The following is a 23438-nucleotide window of genomic DNA, read 5'->3' as shown; positions in this document are numbered from 1 at the left end:
AATTATGACGTCGTCTACTACTCGCCATCTTGTGCGTGGTCTGTACCTTGCTATTGCAATGAGCTTGTCGGCCGGCTACGTACACGCCAAAACTCCTGCCCCTGCAGGCTATCAAGCCGTTACCCAAGCACAGATCATGCAAAAACCGACTGCCGCCGAAGTTCTGGAAATCGTCTTCAGCCCTGCGCAATCCAGCTTGTACGTGTCCTCTCCCAACTGGAAGGACGAGACCTTGTCGCGCACGCTGGTGCTGGACCCCAAGACCCTGGAAATCAAGCAAGAGATTCCCATGGAGGCCAAGAGCTTTGGGGTAGCCCTGGATGATGCCGCCAACCGCCTGTATCTGACTCAAGGTTTCAACGGCACGATTGCCGTGGTTGATACCGTCAAGAACGAGGTCATCAAGCGCATTCGGGTGCAGGAAAAAATCAATTTTCAGGACACCATCAACGCGGCTGATTTTGGCCAGGCACGCAAAGACGGTTTGCTGAAGATGATGGAGCGTTTCAAGATTACCGAGGACTTCCAGTACAAGACGCGTGAACTGGTCGTGGACAAGAAAAACCACCGTGTGTTCGCGCCTGGCTTGGGCCTGGGTTTTGACAGTGTGCTGTTCGTGGTGAATACCCGGACATTGGAGCTGGAAAAAGTGCTGCCAGGCTTTGGCTATAACGTCGTGGGCATCACCCTGGACGAGGCCAATAACCGCTTGTTTGTCTCCAATATGCAGGGCCAAATCATGGTGGTAAATAGCCAGACCTTGAACATCGATCAGGTCTGGGAAATTGAAGCCGACCAGTTGCTGAACCTGGCGTATGACCCGGCGCAGAACCGATTGTTCGGGGTGGACCAGGGGATTGACCGTGATGACGCGCGTAACCTGCATCTGGAGCGTGAATACAAGCGCCGCAGCGCTGGTCATCAAGTGTTTGTGCTGGATGCATCCAACGGTAAAACCCTGGCAACCATGCCTACCGGCGAAGTGCCTATTGGTGTGCGTTTTGACGCCGAATCCCAGCGTCTGTTTGTCGCTAACCGAGGCGGTGTGCGCGAGAAAGAGGGCAAGGGTTCGGTCAGTATTTTCGATACGGTGAACTACAAGCCGCTGCAAACCATTGAGCTGGCTCCACACCCCAACAGTCTGGAATACATCCCCGCTGAAAAAGCCTTGTATGTGTCGGTGAAGAACGACGGCAACAGCAAGGAAAAAGGGACTAAAGAGCGTATGGTGCGCATCCAGTTCTAAAAGGCCAAAGCAGCCTGATTGATTGACAAGGTGGGATCCAAAGCCCGGGCTCGGCGTCATGCCGAACTCGGGCTTTTTTACGCGTATGGATTGCTTGCGAAATTTATTCGTAATCTATAAGATTAGATATCTAATCTTATGGCATGCTCCATGTGGAAAGGGTGAAACAGTGCTGCAGTCTTGCGCTGCACGCAGTTTCTTTGTTGCCCCACCTGTAAACGCTACATATCCAATTCTTCAGCCCCTATTACGTATCCTCAGTGAAAGGAAAACAGCCCATGTCTCATTATTTGATCGAGCTTTACACGCCTAATGCCAAGTGGAATGCCTTGCCCGTCGAGCAGCGCCAGACCTTCCTGGCAGGTCTTCAGGAGGCGATGGGCGGCCTCTCAAACCTTGGTATTGAGGTGCTGGCTCTGACCGCTACCGAGCACGATATTGACCAGGCCAGTGAGCACCGCTTTATGGGTGTGTGGCGCTTCCCTGATCAACAAGCTTGCCAGGCTTTGCTGGCTGGCATCAAAGCCAGTGGTTGGTACGAGTATTTCGACCATGTGAATGCAGCGGGTGCACAAGGGGGGTTTGCTCAACACTTGACGGAGCTGGCTAAGGATTCTCAAGCTGTTTGAGGATTAGCAAGTCAGGCGGGATAGTTAAAAAACGTTCATAGATTAGAGTTTATATGATATAAACGGTTATCTATGAACGATAATTGTTGTCTGCACCATGCCCAAGAAACTCGCTCCTACTCCGTTTTACCTGCCAGCCGTCGAGTCACGGACTCTGGTGTGGGGGCGCTGCATTCGTACTCAACGTGTTGCTCAGAAAATTACAGCTCAAGTCTTTAGTTCAAGAGTCGAGGTCTCAGAAAGTACATTACGCCGAATGGAACGAGGCGATCCGGCTGTGGCAATGGGGAGCTATTTGACTGCCTTGGCAGCGCTTGGTCTGCTCGAATCCATCGTGCCTATGCCTGATGCTCATTGGAGCAGTGGAGATATGAAGGGGCGCGCAAGACTGGACAGAGATGACGATGAGTATTTCTAAGCCTTTATACGTCTATTTGCAGCGGCCTGACACGGGGCAATGGGTGACCGTGGGTCGGTACAGCCACGACTCGTCAGCTCAGCTTGGCCAATTCATTTATGCGCCTAGCTATCAGGATGCAGGTCTGCCATGGTCAATTGATCCAGTGAACTTACCGCTGAGTGGCTTTGTTCCCATTCAGGCGAGTCGCTATGGTGGCCTGCATGATGCGCTACGTGATGCGTGTCCCGACGCCTGGGGCCGGTTACTCATTCAAAGGCAACACGGATTAAGTGATCGTTCTCCAAACCATGCCTATCTTCTGAAGGCTGGTAATGCGGAGCGCTGGGGAGCATTGGCGGTCGGCTCTTCGCCTAAACCCTCGATCGCAGAATTGTCCGCACCGCCCATCACAGAAATTGAAAAGCTGAGCGCAGAGCTGCAAGCAATGCAACTGCGCCGCCCTCCGGTGGACCCGTATTTACGTCGCCGGCTGATGGCCACACCCAGTATGGGTGGAGCCAGACCGAAAGCAACCGTTCGTGATGGTGATCAGTTCTGGCTTGTGAAACCGATTCTGCCATCTGATACCGAGGATATTCCGCGTCTTGAACATGCAACTCAAGAGTGGGGTCGGGCAGTGGGCTTGAACTTTGCCCAAACCGCGTACACAGGTTTGGGTGAGGACTCCGCCCTGAGTGTGATGCGCTCATTGAGGTTTGATCGCCAACATGGGCTTAGGGTCATGACATTGAGTGCGGCATCCTTGCTGCAGACGGAGTATCCCGGTCATTCAGGCTCATCGGCCTGGAGTTATCCCAACTTGGCCAGAACGTTGACGATGATAGGTGCCCCTCAGGAGGACGCCATTGAATTGTTCTGTCGCATGATTTTCAATGCGGTCATTGGCAATGATGATGATCATCCCCGCAACCATGCCATTCATTATCTTCATGCTCAGGGCCGATGGCGTTTGACGCCCGCTTTTGATGTCGTTCCTAATCCGGATTTCACCCCTCAGTATCTGGCGATGGAGTTGAGTCATGGAAGCCGCCAGATCAGTCGAGCCAATGCGTTACACGATGCAAAAGCCTTTGGCTTGTCAGGTGATGAAGAGGCGGCGGAGCTGCTTGATCGGCTGCTGGACAGGATAGAAGGGCAGTTTGATCAGGTGCGTCTCCTGCTCGGACCTCGTTTGGAGTCGCTCATGCAGGAGAGGTTGTCTGAAGGACTGCGGCGCATGCGCATTAGGTAGCTACTCGGACATGCCCGAGAAATGCCCCAAAGTTTTGATTTGAGGTACTTGCGAAGCCCTGATTCGGCGTCATGCTGAGCCAGGGCTTTCAATCGCACAAACACAGTGATCAATAAATCGCACGCGGTGCATCCGCCTAGCATGCAAAAGAAGCGTCCAGCCTTTCTTGTCTTGTATTCCCTATAACTCGATTGCTATGGCCCTTGCTATTGGTTGCATCGATAGCCAGTGCGAATTAATCGATTTGTCCCCCTTGGTATGCCTCTCTACGATGACTAGTAACAATAAGGAGGCAAACCATGACGGCGTATTTTTCCAACCCGGTTCGGACCTGCTTCGGCCCGGGAAGTTTGAATGAAATTTCTACCTTGGCGGCCAACAAGAAAGTCACCTTGGTGACCTTTCCGGAGGCTCGTGGGCTGGGTTTGGTTGAGCGTATCGGGAATTTGCTGGGCGACAGGCTGATTCATGTTGTCGAAGATGTGCAGCCAAATCCCGATGTCAGTTACTTGAAGGATGTTTACGAGTCCTTCTGGCAGCAAGCCGGGCAAACGGACATTGTGCTGGCCGTGGGCGGGGGCAGTGCCATTGATACGGCCAAGGCGCTGATTGTGGGGACTCAGACGGGCACCTTCCAGGAACTGCTGGATCTCTTGTCCACCGGCAAGGCTTTTACTCCTGTTCAGGCCAAGTCCTTGATTGCGGTGCCTACAACCGCAGGGACCGGCAGCGAGGTCACTCCGTGGGCCACGATCTGGGATCAGCAAGCACAGAAAAAATACTCTTTGCATCTGGAACAAACCTGGCCTGCCGTTGCGATTATTGATCCGGAGTTGATGCTGACAGTACCGGAAAAAGTGACAGTCTCGACCGGGCTGGATGCCTTGTCGCACGCCCTGGAGTCGATCTGGAATGTGAATGCCAACCCCATTTCCGACACCTTTGCGGTCTCTGCTATTCAGGACATCCTTACCTATTTGCCCTTGCTGCAGAAGGATCTGGGTAATATCCAGCTGCGCTCCAAAATGGCGCTGGCGGCCTTGAAAGCGGGCATGGCGTTTTCCAATACCAAGACCGCCCTGGCGCACTCCATCTCTTACGAAATGACCTTGCGTCACGGCTTGCCGCATGGCATTGCTTGCTCCTTTACCTTGCCCTTTGTACTGGGCCTGGCCTGGGGCTGTGATCCATCCCGGGATCTGGTGTTTGAAAGCCTGTTTGGCCCTGATCGCAAGCAGGCTCAAGCTCACTTGCGGGACTTCTTGCTCAGTGTGGGCGTCAAGACCGAGTTTGAGGACTACGGCGTAGGGCCGGACGAGCAGGCTGCCATGATTACTAATGCCATGCAGGGTGCACGCGGCAAGAACTTTATCGCCGCCTGAGTCATAAAAAAACGAGAGACAAACGAATGAAGGGAGAGAGGAAAGATTCCCCCCCTTCTCATACCGCATGAATAGAGCATTCCTCTGGCCTGGCTTGCCAGCAGCGGGGGAGTGAAAGGAGCTGGTTATGAATCACGCAACAAGTCTGTCGGGGGCCACGGCGGCATCCGGGTCTTCGTTTCGTCGGGCCCAATGGCGCATGCTGCTGGCCGCGATGTTCTGTTATCTATTTTTCTATACCGGGCGGCAGACTTTCGGGTTTGCAATTCCGGGCTTGAAAGAAGAGTTTGGCTTTAGCAGTGCTGCCCTGGGCTGGGTATCGGCCGCCTTGTTATGGGCCTACGCCATTGGACAAGCCATCAATGGCAATCTGGCGGACAAGTATGGCGGTCGTCGCATCATGTCTGCTGGCGCGATTCTGTCGTGTGGCGCGAACTGGGTAGCCAGCTTTGCCACCGGCTTTTTCAGCCTGATCATTCCCTGGGGTGCCAATGGCTACTTTCAGGCGCTGGGCTGGGCACCGGGTAGTCGCCTGATCTCCAACTGGTGGGGTGTGTCCGAGCGCGGCAAGGCTTATGGCTTATATGTGTTTGCTGCAGGCTGTGCGTCGATTCTGTCGTATGTCACCTCGATCGTGGTGATCGATGTCATGCATCTGGACTGGCGCTGGATTTTCCGCCTGCCCGTATTGCTGATGTTGCTGGGCGGAATCGTGTTTTATCTGGTTGCTCGCGAGCGGCCAGAGGATATGGGTTTTGAGCCTTTGGCCGATACGGGAGTGGCCAATGCCAACGATCAGGCCAAGGCGCTGGAGGGGGAGAAGGAGTCCTCTTGGGAGCGTTACAAGGCTGTTCTGAAAAACAAGCGCCTGCTGATCGCTGCCTTGTCCCTGGGCTTTCAGAATGCAGCCCGATACGGCTTGATCGTCTGGGTGCCGGTCCATTTTCTGGGCGCGGACTGGAAGACGGGCGACAGCCTGATTGATCCCAAGTGGATCACGATCGCTCTGCCAGTGGGCATGGCCGTTGGAGCGCTGAGCAATGGCTGGATTTCAGACCGCCTGTTTGGCTCCAAGCGTTACCTGGCCATCATGCTCTATACGAGCCTGGGTGCCTTGACCAGTCTGTGGATGTGGACCTTGCCGGTTCATAGCACTTTGGGCCTGGTGGCGCTATTTCTGTGCGGTTTCTTTGTGTATGGACCCGCTTCCAGCTTCTGGGCCTTGTGTCCCGATCTGGTGGGAGCCAAACGTTCGGGCACGGCAACCGGTGTCATGAACTTTTCTTCCTATCTGTTCGCCGGTCTGGCCGAGCCCATGATCGGGAGCGTCCTGGATTCGACGGGGGATACCTCGCTGATCTTTGTGATTGTGTTGATTGCGTGTGCCTGCAGTGCGCTGGTGGCACTATTCATACGTCGTTAATCATCACTCCTGAGGCTTGTCCATGCACCAGTACCACAAATGGTTGAGATCGTTTTATGCCGTCGCCCATACCGGCGGCTTCACCTCGGCCGCACGTTATCTCAGCATTGGGCAGCCTACCGTCAGCGAACAAGTCCGGGCTTTGGAAAAGCGTTTTGATGTCGAGCTGTTTTATCGCTCCGGCAATCAGCTGGAACTGAGCTCGGCCGGACAGCAGCTCTACGAGATCACCAAGCCCTTGTTTGATCTTGAAGAGGAAGCGGTGCAATTGCTGGAGAGTTTCAAGCAGCGTAAATCCGGCCTGTTGCGAGTGGGGGCGGTCTCGCCACCTATCGCGATGGATCTGATTTTCAAGCTGGGGCAGAACAATCCGGATATTGAATTGAAAACCTACTTTGCCTCGGCCAGCGAGGTGCTGGAAAAGCTGTACGACTTTGATGTGGATGTGGCCTTGCTGGCGCATCCCAAATCAGATCCAAGCTTGTACACCCGGCTTTACCAGCGCTATCCGGTGGTGGCTGTGGTGCCCGAAAAGCATCCCTGGTGCTCGCAGGGTCGGGTATCGGTTCAGCAGCTTCAGGATGAGCCTGTCGTGCTGAGGGAGCAAGGTTCACGCACCCGCCAGATTATTGAGGAGGGTTGCAGGCAGCATCAGATCAGGATCAATTGCGTGATGGAACTGAACAGCCGCGAGGCCATTGTGCATGCCATACGTAAAGGGCTGGGCATTGGTTTTGTCTCAGCGCCGGAGTATGTGGATATTCCCGGTACCCGGCTGATCACGTTCGACCAGCATCCTTTTTATATCGACTACTACCTGTGCTGCCTGGAATTACGAAAAGACCGACCACTTATTAATGATTTGTTCATGGATCTGGAATCCACCCATTAGCTTGTTTACACCGCATTTCGCGTTTGGAGAACGATGATGACGTATCAGCAACCTCAACAAGTACAGGCCGTTATTTTTGACTGGGCAGGCACTGTCGTTGATTTTGGCTCTTTTGCACCCACGCAGATTTTTGTCGAGGCTTTTGCCGAGTTTGGTGTGCAAGTGTCTTTGGAAGAAGCTCGTGGCCCCATGGGGATGGGCAAGTGGGATCACATTCGCACCTTGTGCAATGTGCCCGAGATTGCCGAGCGCTATAAAGCCAAGTTTGGCCGTGTCCCCAGCGACGACGATGTCACGGCGATTTACGAGCGCTTCATGCCTTTGCAGATCGAAAAAATTGCCGAGCACTCGGCCCTGATTCCGGGGGCATTGGAAGTGATCTCCAACCTGAAAAGTACCGGTGTCAAAGTAGGATCGTGTTCTGGCTACCCCAAAGTGGTCATGGATAAAGTGGTCGAACTGGCAGCGAAAAATGGCTACATGGCAGAATGCGTGGTCGCAACGGATGAGGTGCCCAATGGCCGCCCGTACCCGGCTCAGTCGCTGGCCAATGTGATTGCCTTGGGTGTGTCGGACGTGGCCGCCTGCGTCAAAGTAGATGACACTTGGCCCGGCATTGTGGAGGGGCGCAGTGCGGGAATGTGGACCGTGGCACTAACCTGCTCGGGCAATGCTCTGGGTCTGACCTACGATGAGTTCAAGAAGCTGCCTGCCGACAAGCTGCAAAGCGAACGCGAGCGTATTGGGGCCATGTTCAGCGATTCGCGCCCGCATTATCTGATCGATACCATTGTTGATCTGCCCGAGGTGCTGGCAGACATCAACCGCCGCTTGGCCAATGGGGAAATGCCTCAAAGCAGCTGATTTGCTGCACCGCATCTCAAGGAAAACCTCCATGTACGGCGGCTAAGCATGGCGGCACACTGAAAGATAGGCCACGCCCGCCCGGGGCTTGGCCTATTTTCGGGATGAGGTCTGATGCAGTCTTCACATGTGGCACACGTCCAAGAGATCACGGCTGTTTGGCAGGGCAGCCTGTCCCGGCGCGATCAGGCTGTGGTCCACAGCTGGAGACGATGCATTGAGCATCACAGACTGGACCCGGCGCAGGCTTGCGAGGCCTATATCGTGCCGGACTCCCAATTGCGCGAGCATCGTCAGCAGTCCGAAGCCCTGATCAATATTGCGCGCTCCGGGCTGGAGCGTCTTTATCAGCAGGTCTCCGGGCTGAATTACGTGCTGCTGCTATCTGATAACAAGGGCGTCACGGTTGATTTCCTGGGCTCGGATGGACAGCGTGATGCCTTGCGGCAGGCCGGTCTGTATATGGGCTCGGAATGGTCTGAAGAGCGCGCGGGAACGTGCGCGGTGGGTACTTGCTTGCACACGGGTGAGGCCCTGACCATTCACCAAAACGATCATTTCGATCATATGCACGCGCCCCTGTCCTGCACGGCGGCGCCTATCTATCATTACGACGGCGAGCTGGCTGCGGTGCTGGATTTATCCTTGCTGCAGTCGCCGCAGGCCAAGGCCAGCCAAGGTTTGGCCCTGCACCTTGCCAATGCGGCGACCCGCCGTATTGAGCTGGCCAATTTGATGGCCTGTCACCGTCAGGAATGGATTTTATGCTTGTCGCAGTCGCCGGAGTTTCTGGATATTGATCCGGAAGCGGCTATTGCGATTGATGGCTCCGGCCGTATCAAGGGCATGACGCATACGGGTGCTCGCATTCTGGCGCGGGCGGCGGGGGTGGATTGGCGTAATCCTGCGGGCTTGTTGGGGCAGAGCTTGATGCGCTTTCTGCATCTGGAAGTGGACCAGTTGCCTACCTTGATGCGTTACCGCCCCACGCAGGAGCGTGTCGTTATGGCACGTGATGGCAGTGTGCTGTTTGCCCATGCCATTGAACCCCGACGTGTGTTGAGCAACCGGTCTGTGGGGATGGATGGGGCAGCCGTGGATGCCGCCTTGCCACAGGCCTTGCGAGGTTTGGCAGGCACGGATGCGGCCATGCAGTCCATGCTATTGAAAGCCGCGCGTTTGGCAACGCGGGAAATGCCGGTGTTGTTGCAGGGCGAGACAGGTTCGGGCAAAGAGTATTTGGCACGTGCGATTCACACGGCTAGCGGCCGTGGCGGGAATTTTGTGGCCGTCAATTGTGCGGCCTTGCCCGAGAGCCTGATTGAAAGCGAATTGTTTGGCTATCTGGCTGGTACGTACACCGGAGGTGCTGCACGTGGTCGCACGGGTTTGATCGAGGCGGCTGATGGAGGCACCCTGTTCCTGGACGAGATCGGCGATATGCCGCTGGCCCTGCAAAGCCGTTTACTGCGGGTGCTGGCCGAATCCGAGGTGATGCCTTTGGGCGCACGCACTGGCAAGCGGGTAGATTTGCGTGTGATTTCAGCCAGCCACCATGATTTAAGTGCCTTGGTAGAGCAAGGCCGCTTCCGTGCGGATTTGCTGTATCGCTTGAATGCGGCAGTGCTGGCCTTGCCCGCTTTGCGTCAGCGTAGTGATCTGGAATGGTTGGTGCAGCAGATATTGCATCGGCGTAATAAAGGCGATGTGCCCGGTTTGTCTCCCGAGGCCTGGCAAGCGCTGCAAGCCTACGAGTGGCCGGGTAATTTACGCGAGCTGGACAATGCGCTGGTGCTGGCATTGGCCTTGGCGGAAGGTTCCTGCATTGAGGTGCAGGATTTGCCGGAGGCCTTGCGAGAGCGGCGTCTGGCCACATCTACAGGCAGCCCAACGGCCGCAGCCGTCTCTGCCGGAGAGTCGTCCTGGCAGCAGGTTTTGCAGGCCTGTGGCGATAACGTGAGTGCAGCGGCCCGGCAGTTGGGTATCAGCCGGTCCACCTTGCATCGTTATATCAAACGGGCAGGCGTAGCTCGCCAAGAGTCGCCCTCTGACACAGGTTGCGACACCTGATGCACCACCTGTGTCACCGCTGGCACAGTTTCACCGCCTTAAAACAGGCGGCACCCCTTTAAAACAAGCCACTCCCGGTTTGGCACGGTGTTTGCTATGTACTCCATAGCTGGGCAACAAAAGCCCGGCGCAACATTAAAACGATATGGAGACAAATCATGCAAACACAGCAGCAACTGCAGCCGTCTGCGCGACAGTTGGACACGGTTCTTGAACAGCTGACCCATGCGCTTGCCAGCAATGCACCGGACGATGCGGCAGCCCTGTTTGCCGAAGAATGTTTTTGGCGTGATCTGGTCATGTTCACCTGGAATATCCGAACCATGGAAGGACGCGACCAGATCCGCGACATGCTGACGCAGCAACAACAAGGTGCCGTGTCAGCCAGGTTCGAGCGCGACAGTGCCGAGCCGGTCAGTGACGACGGCCAAGGTTTGGTGGAGGGCTGGTTTCGTGTGGAAACTGACGTGGCGCGTGGCTACGGCCATATCCGCGTAAAGGACGGCAAGATCTGGACCTTTCTGACCACCATGTCGGAATTGAAAGGGCACGAGGAGCCTTTGGGTGTGCGCCGCCCCATGGGGGCCGAGCATGGCATTCGCCGTGGGCGTCAGACCTGGCAGGAACGTCGTCAACAGGAGCAGGCTGAGTTGGGCACGACCGAGCAGCCCTATGTGCTGGTGATCGGTGGCGGGCAGGGTGGTATTGCGCTGGGCGCGCGCCTGCGGCAGTTGAACGTACCCGCGCTCATTATTGATCAACATGCCCGCCCTGGCGATAGCTGGCGCAAACGCTACAAGTCGCTGTGCCTGCACGACCCCGTCTGGTACGACCACCTGCCTTACATGCCTTTCCCCGATAACTGGCCTGTCTTTGCACCCAAGGACAAGATTGGCGACTGGCTGGAAATGTACGTCAAGGTGATGGAGCTGAATTACTGGAGCAGCACCGTATGCAAGAAGGTGCGCTACGACGAGTCCAGCCAGACCTGGGAAGTGGAGATCGAACGTGATGGCAAGCCCATGACGTTACGGCCACAGCAATTGGTCTTTGCTACGGGCATGTCCGGCAAGGCGAATGTGCCCAGCATAAGGGGGCAGGATGTGTTCAAGGGTGAACAGCAGCACTCCTCGCAGCATCCCGGACCGGAAGCATATGCGGGCAAGAAAGTAGTGGTGATCGGGGCCAATAACTCGGCGCACGATATTTGCGCGGCGCTGTGGGAGGCGGGGGCAGATGTCACCATGGTGCAGCGTTCGTCTACCCACATTGTGCGATCCGACTCCTTGATGGAGATCGGCTTGGGAGATCTATATTCTGAACGGGCACTGGCATCGGGAGTCACCACGCGCAAGGCAGATTTGCTCTTTGCCTCTCTGCCGTACCGCATCATGGCGGACTTCCAGATTCCTGTGTACGACAAGATCCGCGAGCGCGATGCACAGTTCTATCAGAAGCTGGAGGAGGCAGGCTTCATGCTGGATTGGGGTGACGATGGCTCCGGTTTGTTCATGAAGTATCTGCGTCGTGCTTCGGGCTATTACATCGATGTGGGCGCTTGCGAGCTGATTATTGATGGCAGCATCAAGTTGAAGTCTCGGACCGGTATCAGTCATTTGACCGAGAACGCTGTGGTGCTGACAGACGGTACGGAATTGCCTGCGGACCTGGTGGTGTATGCCACCGGCTACGGCTCCATGAATGGCTGGGTGGCCGATCTGGCAGGCCAGGAAATGGCGGATAGGGTAGGCAAGTGCTGGGGTTTGGGTTCGGAAACCACCAAAGATCCAGGGCCCTGGGAGGGCGAGCAGCGCAATATGTGGAAGCCAACGCAACAGCCGAACTTGTGGTTCCATGGCGGCAATTTGCATCAGTCGCGTCATTATTCCCAGTACCTGGCCTTGCAGCTTAAAGCGCGTCAGGCGGGCTTGCCGGTGCAGGTTTACGGGATGCAGGAGGTGCATCATCTGCGTTGATCGATAGTGACTTTGTTGTTTGGGTGAGAGTGCGCAGTCTGCACCTTGTTCTGATTTTGGCCAGATTATCAATTCGATGATCTGGCTTTTTTTTCCGCTTGTTAGCTGCGGTGGGCGTGTTTGCGCGGCAAGCATCGCGGCCCAGGCGGTGGTTTTGTTAGCAGCCCTGCTAAATTTTTTACTTTATGTATCTGCCCTGAGCGGCTCCTCTCCAGTGAGCGAGGCTCTGCTTGACTGCTCTGTTCGTGCCCAGAATTTTTCGCGTCAAAGGGGCCTCCGTTTCTTCGTCAGGAACGTATGGAAACCAGCCGTGCTGCGTCTCAGGGCGGATTTTGTCTAGCCAGCATGATGGCCAGGATTGGCCTGACACAAGCCGCTTGCCATAAGTGAGGTGAATAGGGATGTGTGAAATTTGAGGAAATTACTTATAAAGAAAACGCTTGTAGCATTTCGTAGTTTCCAGCCTGATCGGGAATGTTACGGTGGAACCATCCATCGCAAACAACGAAATTTTTGTTGATTGATTTGGACTCCTTTTAATAGCAGGGGTAAAGGGTTTTTTAAATTAAAAATTCCCTTTCTGATATTGGAGAACTTATATGAAAAAATCTGCCATCCTATCCAGTGTATTAATGGCTACCGCTTTGAGTTTTGGTTTGCAAAGCGGTGCAATGGCTAATGAGCCAGCCGTTAATCAGGATCACTCGGCAAGCGCAGGTGAAGCCGTCAGCGATACCTGGATCACCACCAAAATCAAGGCTGATCTGGCCAGCACCAAGGATTTGAAGAGCACGGATATCTCTGTTGAGACCAATAATGGCGTCGCAACATTGACCGGTACCGTGCCCAGTGAAATTGAGCACAAGAAAGCCGTTGCTGCAACGGAAAGTGTGAAAGGCGTTGTGAAAGTCGATTCGTCGGGATTGAAAGTAAAACCGGAATAAAAGTTCCGTCATCAATCCTAAATGTGAATTCCCGTTGAAACAGGAGAACGACTATGAATGAAGATACGATCAAAGGTAAATGGAAACAGCTGTCTGGCAAGATTCAGGCCAAATGGGGAAAACTGACCAATGACGATATTGATGTTGCCGAAGGCAATACCGAATATCTGGTCGGCAAAATTCAGGAACGCTACGGCATTGCACGTGAAGAAGCTGAAAAGCAAGTTCGCGACTTTAATGGCGGCGCCTGATCCTTTGGCTTGATTGCCCAGGACTACAAAACGCCCTGCATATGCAGGGCGTTTTTCTTTGTGCCTTGGCAAGGTTGCTGTCAGTCCTCATCCATCTGCTGGTAGCGTTCGACCAGGTAATCCAGCAATGCTCGCACAGCTGGCATCTGCCCCCGGCGGGAGGAAAACACGGCATGAATGATTTCGCGTCGTGGAGCCCAGTCCGGAATCAGTTTCACCAAAGAGCCGTCGGCCAATTGATCGCAGACTACCAGGGTAGGCAACTGCACCACACCAACGCCTTTTAGTGCTGCGCAGCGCAAGGCCGTCATATCGGTGGTAATCAGGCGGGGCGTGTGATGCAGCACGGCTTGTGCGCCATCGGGACCATACAAGGTCCAGGTATGGCTTTGTTGTGGCAGCCCCAATGCCAGGCTGGGATAGTCCGCCAGATCAGCGGGTGAGCCGGGCATTCCGTGGCGGGCAATCAGCTCCGGGCTGGCTATCAAACATTGGCTGCGGTCGGACAGAACACGCATCACCAGATCGCTGTCTTGCAATGGTGGCGGGCGCACGCGGATCGCCATATCCAGCGCTTCCCCGATCAGGTCCACGCGCCGGTTGGTGGCATCCAATTGCACCGTGACATGCGGGTAGCTGACCATGAAGTCGGCCAACATATCACTGACATGGGCGTTCAGTAAGGTGATGGGGCAACTGAGGCGCACCACACCGCGCGGCTCGGCACGTGTCAGTTCGATGGCTGCCTGTGCCGCTTCGGCCTCTACCAGCATGGCCTTGCAGTGCTCGTAATAGGTCTGGCCAATCTCGGTCACGGTAAAGCGGCGGGTGGAGCGCTGGATCAGCCGCACTCCCAGGCGCTCTTCCAGTGCAGCCAGCCTGCGGCTAAGCGTGGATTTGGGTAAACCCAGTGCGCGACCGGCCGGGGCAAAGCCGCCGTGATCCACAATCTGAACGTAGAAGTACAAGTCGTTTAAATCTTGCATGGCAGTTTTATCGTTCCATAAATGGAACATAGATGGCCGATTTAGGGGGCTACTGGCTTCGTTGTCCCGAGTTTATTCTGTCTCTTATGTTGAAACAAGGAGATGGACATGAAGAAAATTCTTGGTATCTATAGCGCTCCCCGTCCTCACTGGGTGGGCGACGGCTTCCCCGTTCGCTCCCTGTTTTCGTACCACACACACGCAAAACAGTTGAGCCCCTTCCTGCTGCTGGACTATGCCGGCCCTGCCGAGTTTGCTCCCAGCAACCACAAGCGCGGCGTTGGCCAGCACCCACATCGGGGTTTTGAAACCGTCACCATCGTCTACAAGGGCGAGGTTTCACACCACGACTCCACGGGTCAGGGCGGCACGATCGGCCCCGGTGATGTGCAGTGGATGACGGCTGGCTCGGGCATCTTGCACGAGGAGTATCACTCCGACGCTTTTGCTCGTTCTGGCGGCACTTTGGAAATGGTGCAGCTGTGGGTCAACCTGCCTGCCAAAGACAAGCGTGCTCCCGCTGGCTATCAGGCCATTACCGACCAGCAAATTCCTGTGGTCGCACTGCCTGATGCTGCTGGCATGGTGCGCGTGATCGCCGGAGAAAAGGACGGTGCCACTGGCCCTGCCAGGACCTTCACTCCCATGAATGTATGGGATATGCGTCTGAATCAGGGTGGCATTGCCGAGCTGGAAAGCCCTGAAGGCTGGACAGCCGCCTTGGTGGTGCTGCAAGGCACCGTACTGGTCAATGGTCAAAGCGTGGCTCGTGAAGGGCAACTGGTCGTGCTGGATCGGACAGGCAGCCAGTTCAGCGTGGAAGCCAATAATGACGCCGTTGTCTTGCTGATCAGTGGTGAACCCATTGATGAGCCCATTGTGGGACACGGCCCCTTCGTCATGAATAGCAAGCAAGAGATTTTGCAGGCTATGGATGACTTCAGCAGTGGCCGCTTTGGTGCGATGGCACCAGGGTCGGCATCGTAGTGCAAGGCCCGCGGGGGCCGCATTCAGGTGGCCCCCGTCTCTCATCCACAGGAGAAACATGATGACTATCCCCAGCAATGTAGCCAACTTTAATGGTGCCGCTGCCGTAATTGATCCCGATGATGCAGTCATGCTGCTGATCGACCACCAAAGCGGCCTGTTTCAGACCGTGAAGGACATGCCCATGACCACCTTGCGTGACCATGCGGCAGCACTGGCCAAATCGCCACCTTGAGCAAGTTGCCCGTGATTACCACGGCTTCCGTGCCACAAGGCCCGAACGGTCCTCTGATTCCCGAGATTCACCAGAATGCTCCCCACGCCCAATACGTGGCACGCAAGGGCGAGATCAATGCCTGGCACAACGAGGACTTTGTTGCCGCCGTCAAGGCAACCGGCCGTAAGACCTTGATCATTGCCGGCACCATTACCAGCGTGTGCATGGCTTTCCCTGCGATCAGCGCGGTGGCTGAAGGCTACAAGGTGTTTGTGGTGATTGATGCCTCCGGCACCTACTCCAAGATGGCCGAGGAAATTACCCTGGCTCGCATGATGCAGGCCGGTGTGGTGCCTATCGATACGGGTGCTGTTGCCTCCGAACTGCAGCGCACCTGGAACCGCCCCGATGCCCAGGAATGGGCCCAGGTCTACACCAAGATTTTCCCCGCCTATCAGTTGCTGATCGAAAGCTATGCCAAAGCACAGGACGTGCTCAAGAATCAGGAACAGCTGGATTCGCAGCGTTAATCAACGCCGCGCTCTTGCAGTACCGGGTGCAGTCCCCGCACCCGCCCCTTTCAATCATCGTTAAGGAAGACTGAGATGACTACGCCTTACAAACGTCTTGATAAAGACCAAGCCGCTGTACTTCTGGTTGATCACCAAACGGGGCTGCTGTCTCTGGTGCGTGACATTGATCCAGACAAGTTCAAGAACAACGTGCTGGCTCTGGCCGATCTGGCCAAGTACTTCAACTTGCCCACCATTCTGACCACCAGCTTTGAAGAAGGCCCTAACGGTCCTTTGGTCCCCGAGCTGAAAGAAACCTTCCCGGATGCGCCTTACATCGCTCGCCCTGGCCAGATCAACGCCTGGGATAACGAAGACTTCGTCAAAGCCATCAAGGCAACGGGCAAGAAGCAGCTGATTATTGCCGGTGTGGTGACTGAAGTGTGCGTGGCTTTCCCGGCCCTGTCGGCTTTGGAAGAAGGCTTTGATGTGTTTGTGGTCACCGATGCATCGGGCACATTCAACGAACTGACACGTCACTCGGCATGGGATCGCATGTCCTCGGCTGGTGCTCAGCTGATGACCTGGTTTGGCGTGGCTTGCGAACTGCACCGCGACTGGCGTAACGACGTGGAAGGTCTGGGTGCCTTGTTCTCCAACCATATCCCCGACTACCGCAACTTGATCAATAGCCACACCAAGTTCACATCCGGTAAGTAAATCGCTTCGGCGCTGCGCTGGTCACTTGAGTGGCCAGCGCTTTTGGCTGTTTGAAACCCAGCCCCCAGATCTGTTTTCAGGAGTTCGACCCATGAGTACACACAGTTCCGAAGTCTCTTCATCCTTTGATTGTCCCGAAGACATCAACGGCGAAAAACGTGTTCAACGTGTTGCCGGGCGCGGCGCACAAGTGGGTGGGGGCATTACCGTCAGCCGGATTCTGCCTTCCTCGCAACGGCGTATGGTGGGGGCCTGGTGCTTTCTGGATCATGCAGGGCCTGCCGTGTTCACGTCGGGCTCCGGCCTGCGTGTGGGCCCTCATCCACATATTGGCCTGCAAACCTTTACCTGGATGATTCAGGGCGAGGTTCTGCACCGTGACAGCCTGGGCCATGTGCAAGTGGTCAAGCCTGGTCAGGTGAACTTGATGACAGCCGGACGCGGTATCAGCCATACCGAGGAGTCCTTGCCCGGCCAGGACAAGCTGCATGCGGTTCAGCTCTGGATTGCCTTGCCGTCCAAGGACGCCACCTGTGAACCCGCTTTTGACCACCATCCTGACTTGCCTCATTGGCGTGAGGGCGAGTGCGACTTTACCCTGCTGGCCGGTACCTATGCACAGCATCAGGCACCCAGCAAAATGTATTCGCCTATGGTGGGGATGGATTTGAGCAGCTCCAAGGCTGGGGAAGTGAGACTGAATTTGAACCCCGAGTTTGAGTATGGCTTTTTAGTCGTGCAAGGCACCCTGGGTATTCAGTCCGAGCAGTTCGAGGCCAATGAACTGGCCTATGTGGGCCGTGGCCTGACGCAGTTGAGCTTGAGTCTGAGTGCCGGCAGCCGAGTCATTGTGCTGGGTGGCGAGCCGTACACCGAGGAGCTGGTGCTGTGGTGGAATTTTGTTGGTGAAAACAAGGAAGTCATCGGGCAGGCACAACGCGATTGGCGTGCGGCCCATGAGCGCTTTGGTGTGGTGCATGGCTATGACGGTGAACCCTTGATTGCGCCGGATCTGCCATGGGAAAGCAACTGATTTTCAGTGACGGCTGCTGGTTCTGATCGTCTATTGCGATGACGCTGGCGGTGGTTTGCTGGATGCCTGTCCTGGTTTCCGAGCAGGGCTATGGCGCATGTGTATTTCGCCCTTATCCCGTTGTTCAGATGGCCCCTTGCGGGGCCATTGTGTCTGTGTACAGTTTGCCTACCGTGACTGGCGGTCTGCCTGTGATCGGAGTACAAAACAGTGTGCTGGTGCAAGCAAGGCCACAGGAAAAGGTCTGTACGGCTGCGGTCAAGCCCTTTTGTTTGCACAACAGCGTTGAACAATTTCTAAAAGGTAGCTGGAATGCGATTGAAAGATAAAGTGGCCATAGTCACCGGTTCGGCAGCTGGAATTGGTTTGGCAACAGCCAGGAAGTTTGCCCAGGAAGGGGCGATTGTGGTGTTGTGCGATCGTAATGCGGATGCCGTCAATCAAGCAGCGCAGTCTTTAAGTGGTAATGGCGTTACCGCCGTAGGCTACACCGTGGATGTGACGGACCGTGCACAGATTGACGCCATGGTGGCGGATGTGACGCAAAAGTTTGGCCGCATTGATGTGCTGGTGAACAATGCCGGGATCACCAAGGACGCCAAGCTGGTGCGCATGACCGAGCAGCAATTTGATGATGTGATTGATGTGAACCTGAAAGCGGTTTTCAACTTCACTCAGGCCGTGGCCGCGGTGATGCTGGAGCAGGAAAGCGGTTCCATTCTGAACGCTTCCAGCGTGGTGGGTTTGTACGGCAATTATGGTCAAACCAATTACGCGGCCAGCAAGTTCGGGGTGATAGGCTTTACCAAAACCTGGGCCAGGGAGTTGGGCCCCAAGGGGATACGCGTCAATGCCGTCTGTCCCGGTTTTATCGAGACAGACATTCTGAAAACCATCCCCGAAAAAGTGCTGCAAGGCTTTCGTGATCATTGCTGGCTGCGCCGCATGGGCAAGCCTGAAGAGATCGCCAATGTGTATGCGTTTTTGGCCTCGGATGAAGCCAGCTTCATCAATGGCACGACGCTGGAAGTGTCGGGCGGTTTGACGGTTTAATACCGTGTTCTGAACGATGGCTTGGAGGATTCTTGTTTGAATCCTGAGCCGCCACAAAAAAGCCTGAATTTGCTTTAAGTCAGATTCAGGCTTTTTCTACGGGAACAAGCGGTTTGGCGTTGTCGCTGTGAAAGTTGCAGGGGGCGTTTCAGGCCCCCCATCCGACAGCATCTACCCTCTATATAGAGAGGACTGTTTTATTAATCCAGCTCGGGGTGGCGGTCCACCAGACGCTGGCGTTTTTGCTTCAAGGCTTCCAGTTCTTCCTCGGCCTTGGCAATGGCTTCTTCCACATCTTGCACGCTTTGTTCGATGTGGTCATACGCTTCTTGCAGCAGTTCCTTGGCTTCCTTGCGGTTGGAGGCGGTAGGTGTATCGCCGCGCAAGGGGCGGTTCGCCGTTTCGGGCAGGAACAGGGCGGTAATCAAGCCGATGACACTGGCAAACATCAAATAGTAGGCAGGCACCAGCAAGTTGTTGGTCTGCTCCACCAGCCAGGCGGCAACCGTAGGCGTCAGGCCCGCCACAATAATGGCGATGTTAAAGGAGGCGGCCAAGGCACTGTAACGTAGCCGGGTCGGGAACAGGGCGGGCAGGGTAGAGGCCATGACCCCGGTCAGGCAGTTCAGTAAAACGGCCAGAATCAGCAGCCCCAGGAAGATCTGCACATTGCTGTCGCTACCAATAAAGTGAAAGGCGGGAATCGCAAAGATCAGCAGGCCTAGACTACCGGCCATCAGAAAGGGTTTGCGACCTATCTTGTCGCTGACAAAACCCACCACCGGTTGCACGAACAGCATCCCTATCATCACCACCACAATAATGAAGACACCATGTTCTTCGGCATAGCCCAGGCTGCTGGACAGATAGGTAGGCATATAGGTCAGCAACATGTAATAGGTGATGTTGGTGACCAGCACCATGCCAATACAAATCAGCAGGGCTTTGCGGTACTTGGAGAAGATCTCGCCAAAGGAAACCGTGGGGCGCTCTGTCAGGGCGGCGCGGTCTTCTTTCTCCATCTTTTCCAGTTGCTCGGTAAAGGCGGGAGTCTCTTCAGCGGCATGGCGCAGGTACAAGCCCAAAATACCCAGTGGACCGGCAATCAGGAAAGGAATGCGCCAGCCCCAATCCTGAAAGGTCTCTTCGGTCAGGGACGTTTGCAGCAGCACGACCAAACCGGCGCCCAGAACAAAGCCCGCGATAGAGCCAAAGTCCAGCCAGCTACCCAGGAACCCGCGCTGCCGGTCGGGCGCGTATTCGGCCACAAAAACTGCCGCGCCAGTGTATTCACCGCCTACGGAAAAGCCTTGGGCCAGCTTGCACAGCAGCAGCAAAATGGGTGCCCAGATGCCGATGGATAGATAAGAGGGAATCAGGCCGATCAGGAAGGTGCTGATGGCCATGATGATGATGGTCAGGGAAAGCACTTTCTGACGCCCGAACTTGTCCCCCATCAGCCCGAAGAACACTCCGCCTAGAGGCCGCACCAAAAAGGGCACCGAGAAGGTACCCAAGGCGGCGATGGTTTGTACTGCGGGAGAGGCATCGGGGAAAAAGACTTTACCCAAGGTGGCGGCCACAAAGCCGTAAACGCCAAAGTCAAACCATTCCATGGCGTTGCCCAAGGCAGCGGCGGTTACGGCTTTTTTAAGTTTGCTGTTATCTACGACGGTAATGTCGTCAATGTGAAGCGGCTTGGCGTTGCTGGATGCCGCGGAGGACTGCGTCATATGGCTTCTCCTGGAGAGCAGGACAATGACCTGCAGGGTCGCCCTGTGTGCGATCGATACCAGAGAAGAAGCACTGGCATGACGGCATTCTGATCAGGCGAGGCTTGAAGGCGATTCTACGTCCGGCTTTGCTGTTCGTCTATCGAAGGGAAAGGGTCGAGCAGTCAGGGCCAAGTCGCGAGAAAAACGGGACGCGACTTGCCGTCCTTATTGTTACTGAGCCCAAGCCTGTCTCCCACCATATTTGCACATGCTTACAGAGCGCGGCATCCAGGCGGTAAAGGAGCTTTTTTCACGTAGGCTCGCACCTCATCGACCAATGCCGCCGCCGCGGGCGTCAAGTCATGTTCTTGGTGAAACATCAGACACAAGGTACGGACCAGCGTGGGGGCCTGCAGCAAGGAGAAGCTCAGACCGGGCATCAAGACCCGTTGTGCAGCCAAGGCGGGCAGCAGGGCAATGGCCAGACCACTTTGCACCAGCGCTGCTTGCGAGGTGGTGCTGGACGCTTCATAAAACGGGGCCGAGGTTTCGATGGGCAGGTCCGGACGGGACTGCAGCACCGCCATGATCCCGGTTTCGTCTACGACGCCGACCAGTTTGCGTTCATCCAGAGCAGACCAGCTGACCGTGTTGTTGGCATCCGGTTTGATCAGCTTGTCGTCGCTGCGATAGAGCACGCCAAACTGGTCTTCCAGCAAGGGTTGACTGTCCAACCCTTGGACATCCGCCCAGGGACTGGTCAGACCAAAGTCGATCTCCCCGGCCACGATCTGGCGTTGAATGCGTCCCGAGTTGTCATCCCGTAAATACAGACGGACCGCCGGATGCTGCTGGGAGAAATTGGCGGCTGCCGGTGCTATCAAATCCGTAATGGCCGACGGCGCTGCGGCCACACTGACCCGCCCGCTTTTCAATTCCCCATAACGCATGACATCGCTGATGGCGCCATCAAAATCTGCCAGCAGGCGGGTGATGCGCGGCAGGAACTCCTGACCAATAGGCGTCAGGGATACACGCCGACTGGTGCGGTTGAACAAGGTGGTGTTCAGGGCAACTTCCAACTGCTGGATCAGGCCCGTGACCGAGGATTGTGTTTGAAAAAGACGACGCGCGGCATGGGTGAAACTGGCCTCCTGGGCCACGGCGACAAACGCGTTCAAGTGCTTGAGCGTGATGTGCTTGGGAAGTCTGTCCATATCATTTTCTGATTAATCAATTAACTTAAACAATTTTTCATATTAATAATACCTTTGGATAATGCGGTCAACTCCCCTTTTTGTGGGAGGGTTAGTGGAGACGTAGATGCAGACAGACGACCGCAGGCTGGACGTCAAGATCAGCAATGGCTGGATTATTGATGGCTTGGCCACCCCGCGTTGGCGTGGTGATGTGGGTATTCGAGAAGGACGGATTGTCGCCGTGGGCGACTTGAGCGCCTGGCACGCCGATCAATCGGTGGACGCCAGCGGCCATGTGGTGGCTCCCGGGTTTATTGATACTCACGGCCATGATGATTTGATGTTCATCGAGCGGCCTGTTCTGGACTGGAAAACCAGCCAGGGCATTACGACAGTTGTGGTCGGCAATTGTGGCGTCAGCGCTTTCCCGGCTCCTTTGCCCGGTAACTCGGCAGCGGCTTTGGCCTTGCTGGGCGATTCTCCCTTGTTTGAAGACATGGCGCAGTACGTGCAAGCCGTGCGCAAGCTCAAGCCCATGATCAACGTGGCGGCTTTGGTCGGTCACGCGAATCTGCGCATGGCCGTGATGCAGGACCCCTTGTCCCAGCCGAATGCCGATGAACAAAAGGCCATGGAAGCTTTGCTGGCCAAGGCCTTGGAAGAAGGCGCCGTGGGCTTTAGCACCGGCCTGGCTTACGAGCCCGGCTGCATGGCCGAGCCGGCCGAACTGGAAGGTCTGGCCCGTGTTGCCGCTTCCAAAGGCTCTTTGCACACCAGTCATATTCGCAATGAAGGCGACACGGTGCAGGAGTCGGTAGAAGAAGTGCTGGCGGTAGGCCGCCAGACGCAGTGCGCCACCCTGGTGTCGCACCACAAGTGCATGATGCCGGCCAACTGGGGCCGCAGCAGCCATACCTTGGCCAATATTGATCGAGCCCGCGCCGATGGCGTGCAGGCCACCCTGGATATTTATCCCTATTCGGGCAGCTCCACGATCCTGATCCCTGAGCGCGCCCACACCATAGACCAGATTCGTATTACCTGGTCCGAGCCTCACCCCGAGTGCAATGGCCTGTATCTGGCCGAGATTGCCGAGCAGTGGGGCTGCGACCGAGAAACTGCCGCACGGCGTTTGCTGCCTGCTGGCGCGATTTATTTTGCGATGGACGAGAAAGAAGTCCAGCGCATTTTCAGCCACCCATGTTGCATGGTGGGCTCGGACGGATTGCCTGCGGATGCGCATCCCCACCCTCGTTTGTGGGGTAGTTTCACGCGCATTTTAGGGCGGTACGTACGCGAAGATGGCCTGATGTCCCTGGAGCAGGCGGTTGCCAAAATGACAGCCATGCCTGCCTCGGTCTTCGGGCTTGAAAACCGAGGCGTGTTGCAAGTCGGCGCCTGGGCGGATCTGGTGGTGTTTAATCCCGAAACGGTGCAAGATTGCGCCACCTGGGAAGAGCCCACCTTACCGTCTCAAGGTGTGCAGACCGTGTTTGTGAATGGCGTACAGGTTCACCCTGTTGCCCCGGAGCAGCGGCCCGGCCAGGTGCTTGATCGCGCCTTTGCCGCTCAGGCACAAAGCCTGGATGCGCCGATTATCCCGCTATAAGCGGCGCGTCGGACAAGAAAACAGTCGCTGTGATCTGGGGCGGTCAACCAGGGCAGGGCGATTGCATCACATGCAGGT

20 protein-coding genes and 1 pseudogene are annotated in these 23438 nt (G+C 55.8%); 18 read left to right on the top strand and 3 right to left on the bottom strand.

Annotated features, from left to right (window positions below; genetic code table 11):
- Window positions 1-4 precede the first annotated feature (4 nt).
- From OSH04_RS10610 to OSH04_RS10560, 11 genes are all read left to right on the top strand, one after another.
- The gene (locus OSH04_RS10610; RefSeq protein WP_226348205.1) at window positions 5-1246 is read left to right on the top strand and encodes a YncE family protein; all 1242 of its coding nucleotides are present in this window, start codon (window positions 5-7) and stop codon (window positions 1244-1246) included.
- Between the two features lie 278 nt (window positions 1247-1524).
- A complete protein-coding gene (locus OSH04_RS10605; protein WP_266108422.1) occupies window positions 1525-1875 on the top strand; it encodes a DUF6616 family protein in 351 nt (116 codons plus the stop codon).
- Window positions 1876-2279: 404 nt separating this feature from the next.
- A complete protein-coding gene (locus OSH04_RS10600) occupies window positions 2280-3527 on the top strand; it encodes a type II toxin-antitoxin system HipA family toxin (RefSeq protein ID WP_266108421.1) in 1248 nt (415 codons plus the stop codon).
- Window positions 3528-3826: 299 nt separating this feature from the next.
- Entirely contained in the window at window positions 3827-4909 is a 1083-nt protein-coding gene (gene psrA, locus OSH04_RS10595) for an iron-containing alcohol dehydrogenase PsrA (protein WP_266108420.1), read from the top strand.
- A gap of 127 nt (window positions 4910-5036) precedes the next feature.
- Window positions 5037-6332, top strand: coding sequence for an MFS transporter (locus tag OSH04_RS10590; RefSeq protein WP_035269757.1), 1296 nt, complete (start codon window positions 5037-5039; stop codon window positions 6330-6332).
- Window positions 6333-6354: 22 nt separating this feature from the next.
- Window positions 6355-7224, top strand: coding sequence for a LysR substrate-binding domain-containing protein (locus OSH04_RS10585; RefSeq protein ID WP_035269759.1), 870 nt, complete (start codon window positions 6355-6357; stop codon window positions 7222-7224).
- A 36-nt stretch (window positions 7225-7260) separates the two neighbouring features.
- Complete coding sequence (gene phnX, locus OSH04_RS10580) at window positions 7261-8088, top strand: phosphonoacetaldehyde hydrolase (protein WP_035269761.1); 828 nt, start codon at window positions 7261-7263, stop codon at window positions 8086-8088.
- A 114-nt stretch (window positions 8089-8202) separates the two neighbouring features.
- Entirely contained in the window at window positions 8203-10158 is a 1956-nt protein-coding gene (locus OSH04_RS10575; protein ID WP_009456881.1) for a sigma-54-dependent Fis family transcriptional regulator, read from the top strand.
- A gap of 158 nt (window positions 10159-10316) precedes the next feature.
- Entirely contained in the window at window positions 10317-12134 is a 1818-nt protein-coding gene (locus tag OSH04_RS10570) for an NAD(P)/FAD-dependent oxidoreductase (RefSeq protein WP_266108419.1), read from the top strand.
- A 599-nt stretch (window positions 12135-12733) separates the two neighbouring features.
- Window positions 12734-13078 (top strand): BON domain-containing protein, encoded by a 345-nt coding sequence (locus OSH04_RS10565; protein ID WP_239054854.1) that lies wholly within the window; start codon window positions 12734-12736, stop codon window positions 13076-13078.
- Between the two features lie 53 nt (window positions 13079-13131).
- Complete coding sequence (locus tag OSH04_RS10560) at window positions 13132-13329, top strand: CsbD family protein (RefSeq protein ID WP_009456875.1); 198 nt, start codon at window positions 13132-13134, stop codon at window positions 13327-13329.
- Window positions 13330-13409: 80 nt separating this feature from the next.
- On the opposite strand, the gene OSH04_RS10555 is transcribed toward OSH04_RS10560, so the two are convergent.
- Window positions 13410-14315, bottom strand: a complete 906-nt coding sequence (locus tag OSH04_RS10555) for a LysR family transcriptional regulator (protein WP_009456866.1) — start codon at window positions 14313-14315, stop codon at window positions 13410-13412.
- Window positions 14316-14423: 108 nt separating this feature from the next.
- On the opposite strand from OSH04_RS10555, the gene OSH04_RS10550 reads away from it, so the two are divergent.
- The 6 genes and pseudogenes from OSH04_RS10550 to fabG all read left to right on the top strand — a co-directional run bounded on the left by OSH04_RS10550 (window position 14424) and on the right by fabG (window position 18837).
- Window positions 14424-15302, top strand: coding sequence for a pirin family protein (locus OSH04_RS10550; RefSeq protein ID WP_060185469.1), 879 nt, complete (start codon window positions 14424-14426; stop codon window positions 15300-15302).
- Window positions 15303-15363: 61 nt separating this feature from the next.
- Window positions 15364-16049 (top strand): annotated as a pseudogene (locus OSH04_RS10545) (isochorismatase family protein).
- Between the two features lie 75 nt (window positions 16050-16124).
- Window positions 16125-16751, top strand: a complete 627-nt coding sequence (gene ycaC / locus OSH04_RS10540) for an isochorismate family cysteine hydrolase YcaC (protein ID WP_026483600.1) — start codon at window positions 16125-16127, stop codon at window positions 16749-16751.
- A gap of 91 nt (window positions 16752-16842) precedes the next feature.
- Window positions 16843-17784 (top strand): pirin family protein, encoded by a 942-nt coding sequence (locus OSH04_RS10535; RefSeq protein WP_266108418.1) that lies wholly within the window; start codon window positions 16843-16845, stop codon window positions 17782-17784.
- Between the two features lie 62 nt (window positions 17785-17846).
- Window positions 17847-18113, top strand: a complete 267-nt coding sequence (locus OSH04_RS10530; RefSeq protein ID WP_266108417.1) for a hypothetical protein — start codon at window positions 17847-17849, stop codon at window positions 18111-18113.
- Window positions 18097-18837, top strand: a complete 741-nt coding sequence (gene fabG / locus OSH04_RS10525) for a 3-oxoacyl-ACP reductase FabG (protein WP_266108416.1) — start codon at window positions 18097-18099, stop codon at window positions 18835-18837. The genes OSH04_RS10530 and fabG overlap by 17 nt, the downstream gene beginning before the upstream one ends.
- A 200-nt stretch (window positions 18838-19037) precedes the next feature.
- Here the strand turns inward: fabG and proP are convergent, their stop codons facing one another.
- Both proP and OSH04_RS10515 read right to left on the bottom strand, forming a co-directional pair.
- A complete protein-coding gene (proP, locus tag OSH04_RS10520; RefSeq protein WP_022983652.1) occupies window positions 19038-20570 on the bottom strand; it encodes a glycine betaine/L-proline transporter ProP in 1533 nt (510 codons plus the stop codon).
- A 254-nt stretch (window positions 20571-20824) separates the two neighbouring features.
- A complete protein-coding gene (locus OSH04_RS10515) occupies window positions 20825-21769 on the bottom strand; it encodes a LysR family transcriptional regulator (protein WP_035269784.1) in 945 nt (314 codons plus the stop codon).
- Window positions 21770-21875: 106 nt separating this feature from the next.
- On the opposite strand from OSH04_RS10515, the gene OSH04_RS10510 reads away from it, so the two are divergent.
- A complete protein-coding gene (locus OSH04_RS10510) occupies window positions 21876-23360 on the top strand; it encodes an N-acyl-D-amino-acid deacylase family protein (protein ID WP_035269787.1) in 1485 nt (494 codons plus the stop codon).
- The last annotated feature ends 78 nt before the right edge of the window (window positions 23361-23438 follow it).

This window comes from Alcaligenes nematophilus (genome assembly GCF_026344155.1).
Lineage (GTDB): Bacteria > Pseudomonadota > Gammaproteobacteria > Burkholderiales > Burkholderiaceae_B > Alcaligenes > Alcaligenes phenolicus.
Note: the sequence above shows the minus strand (reverse complement) of the source record. Positions and strands in the feature narration are given on the sequence as shown.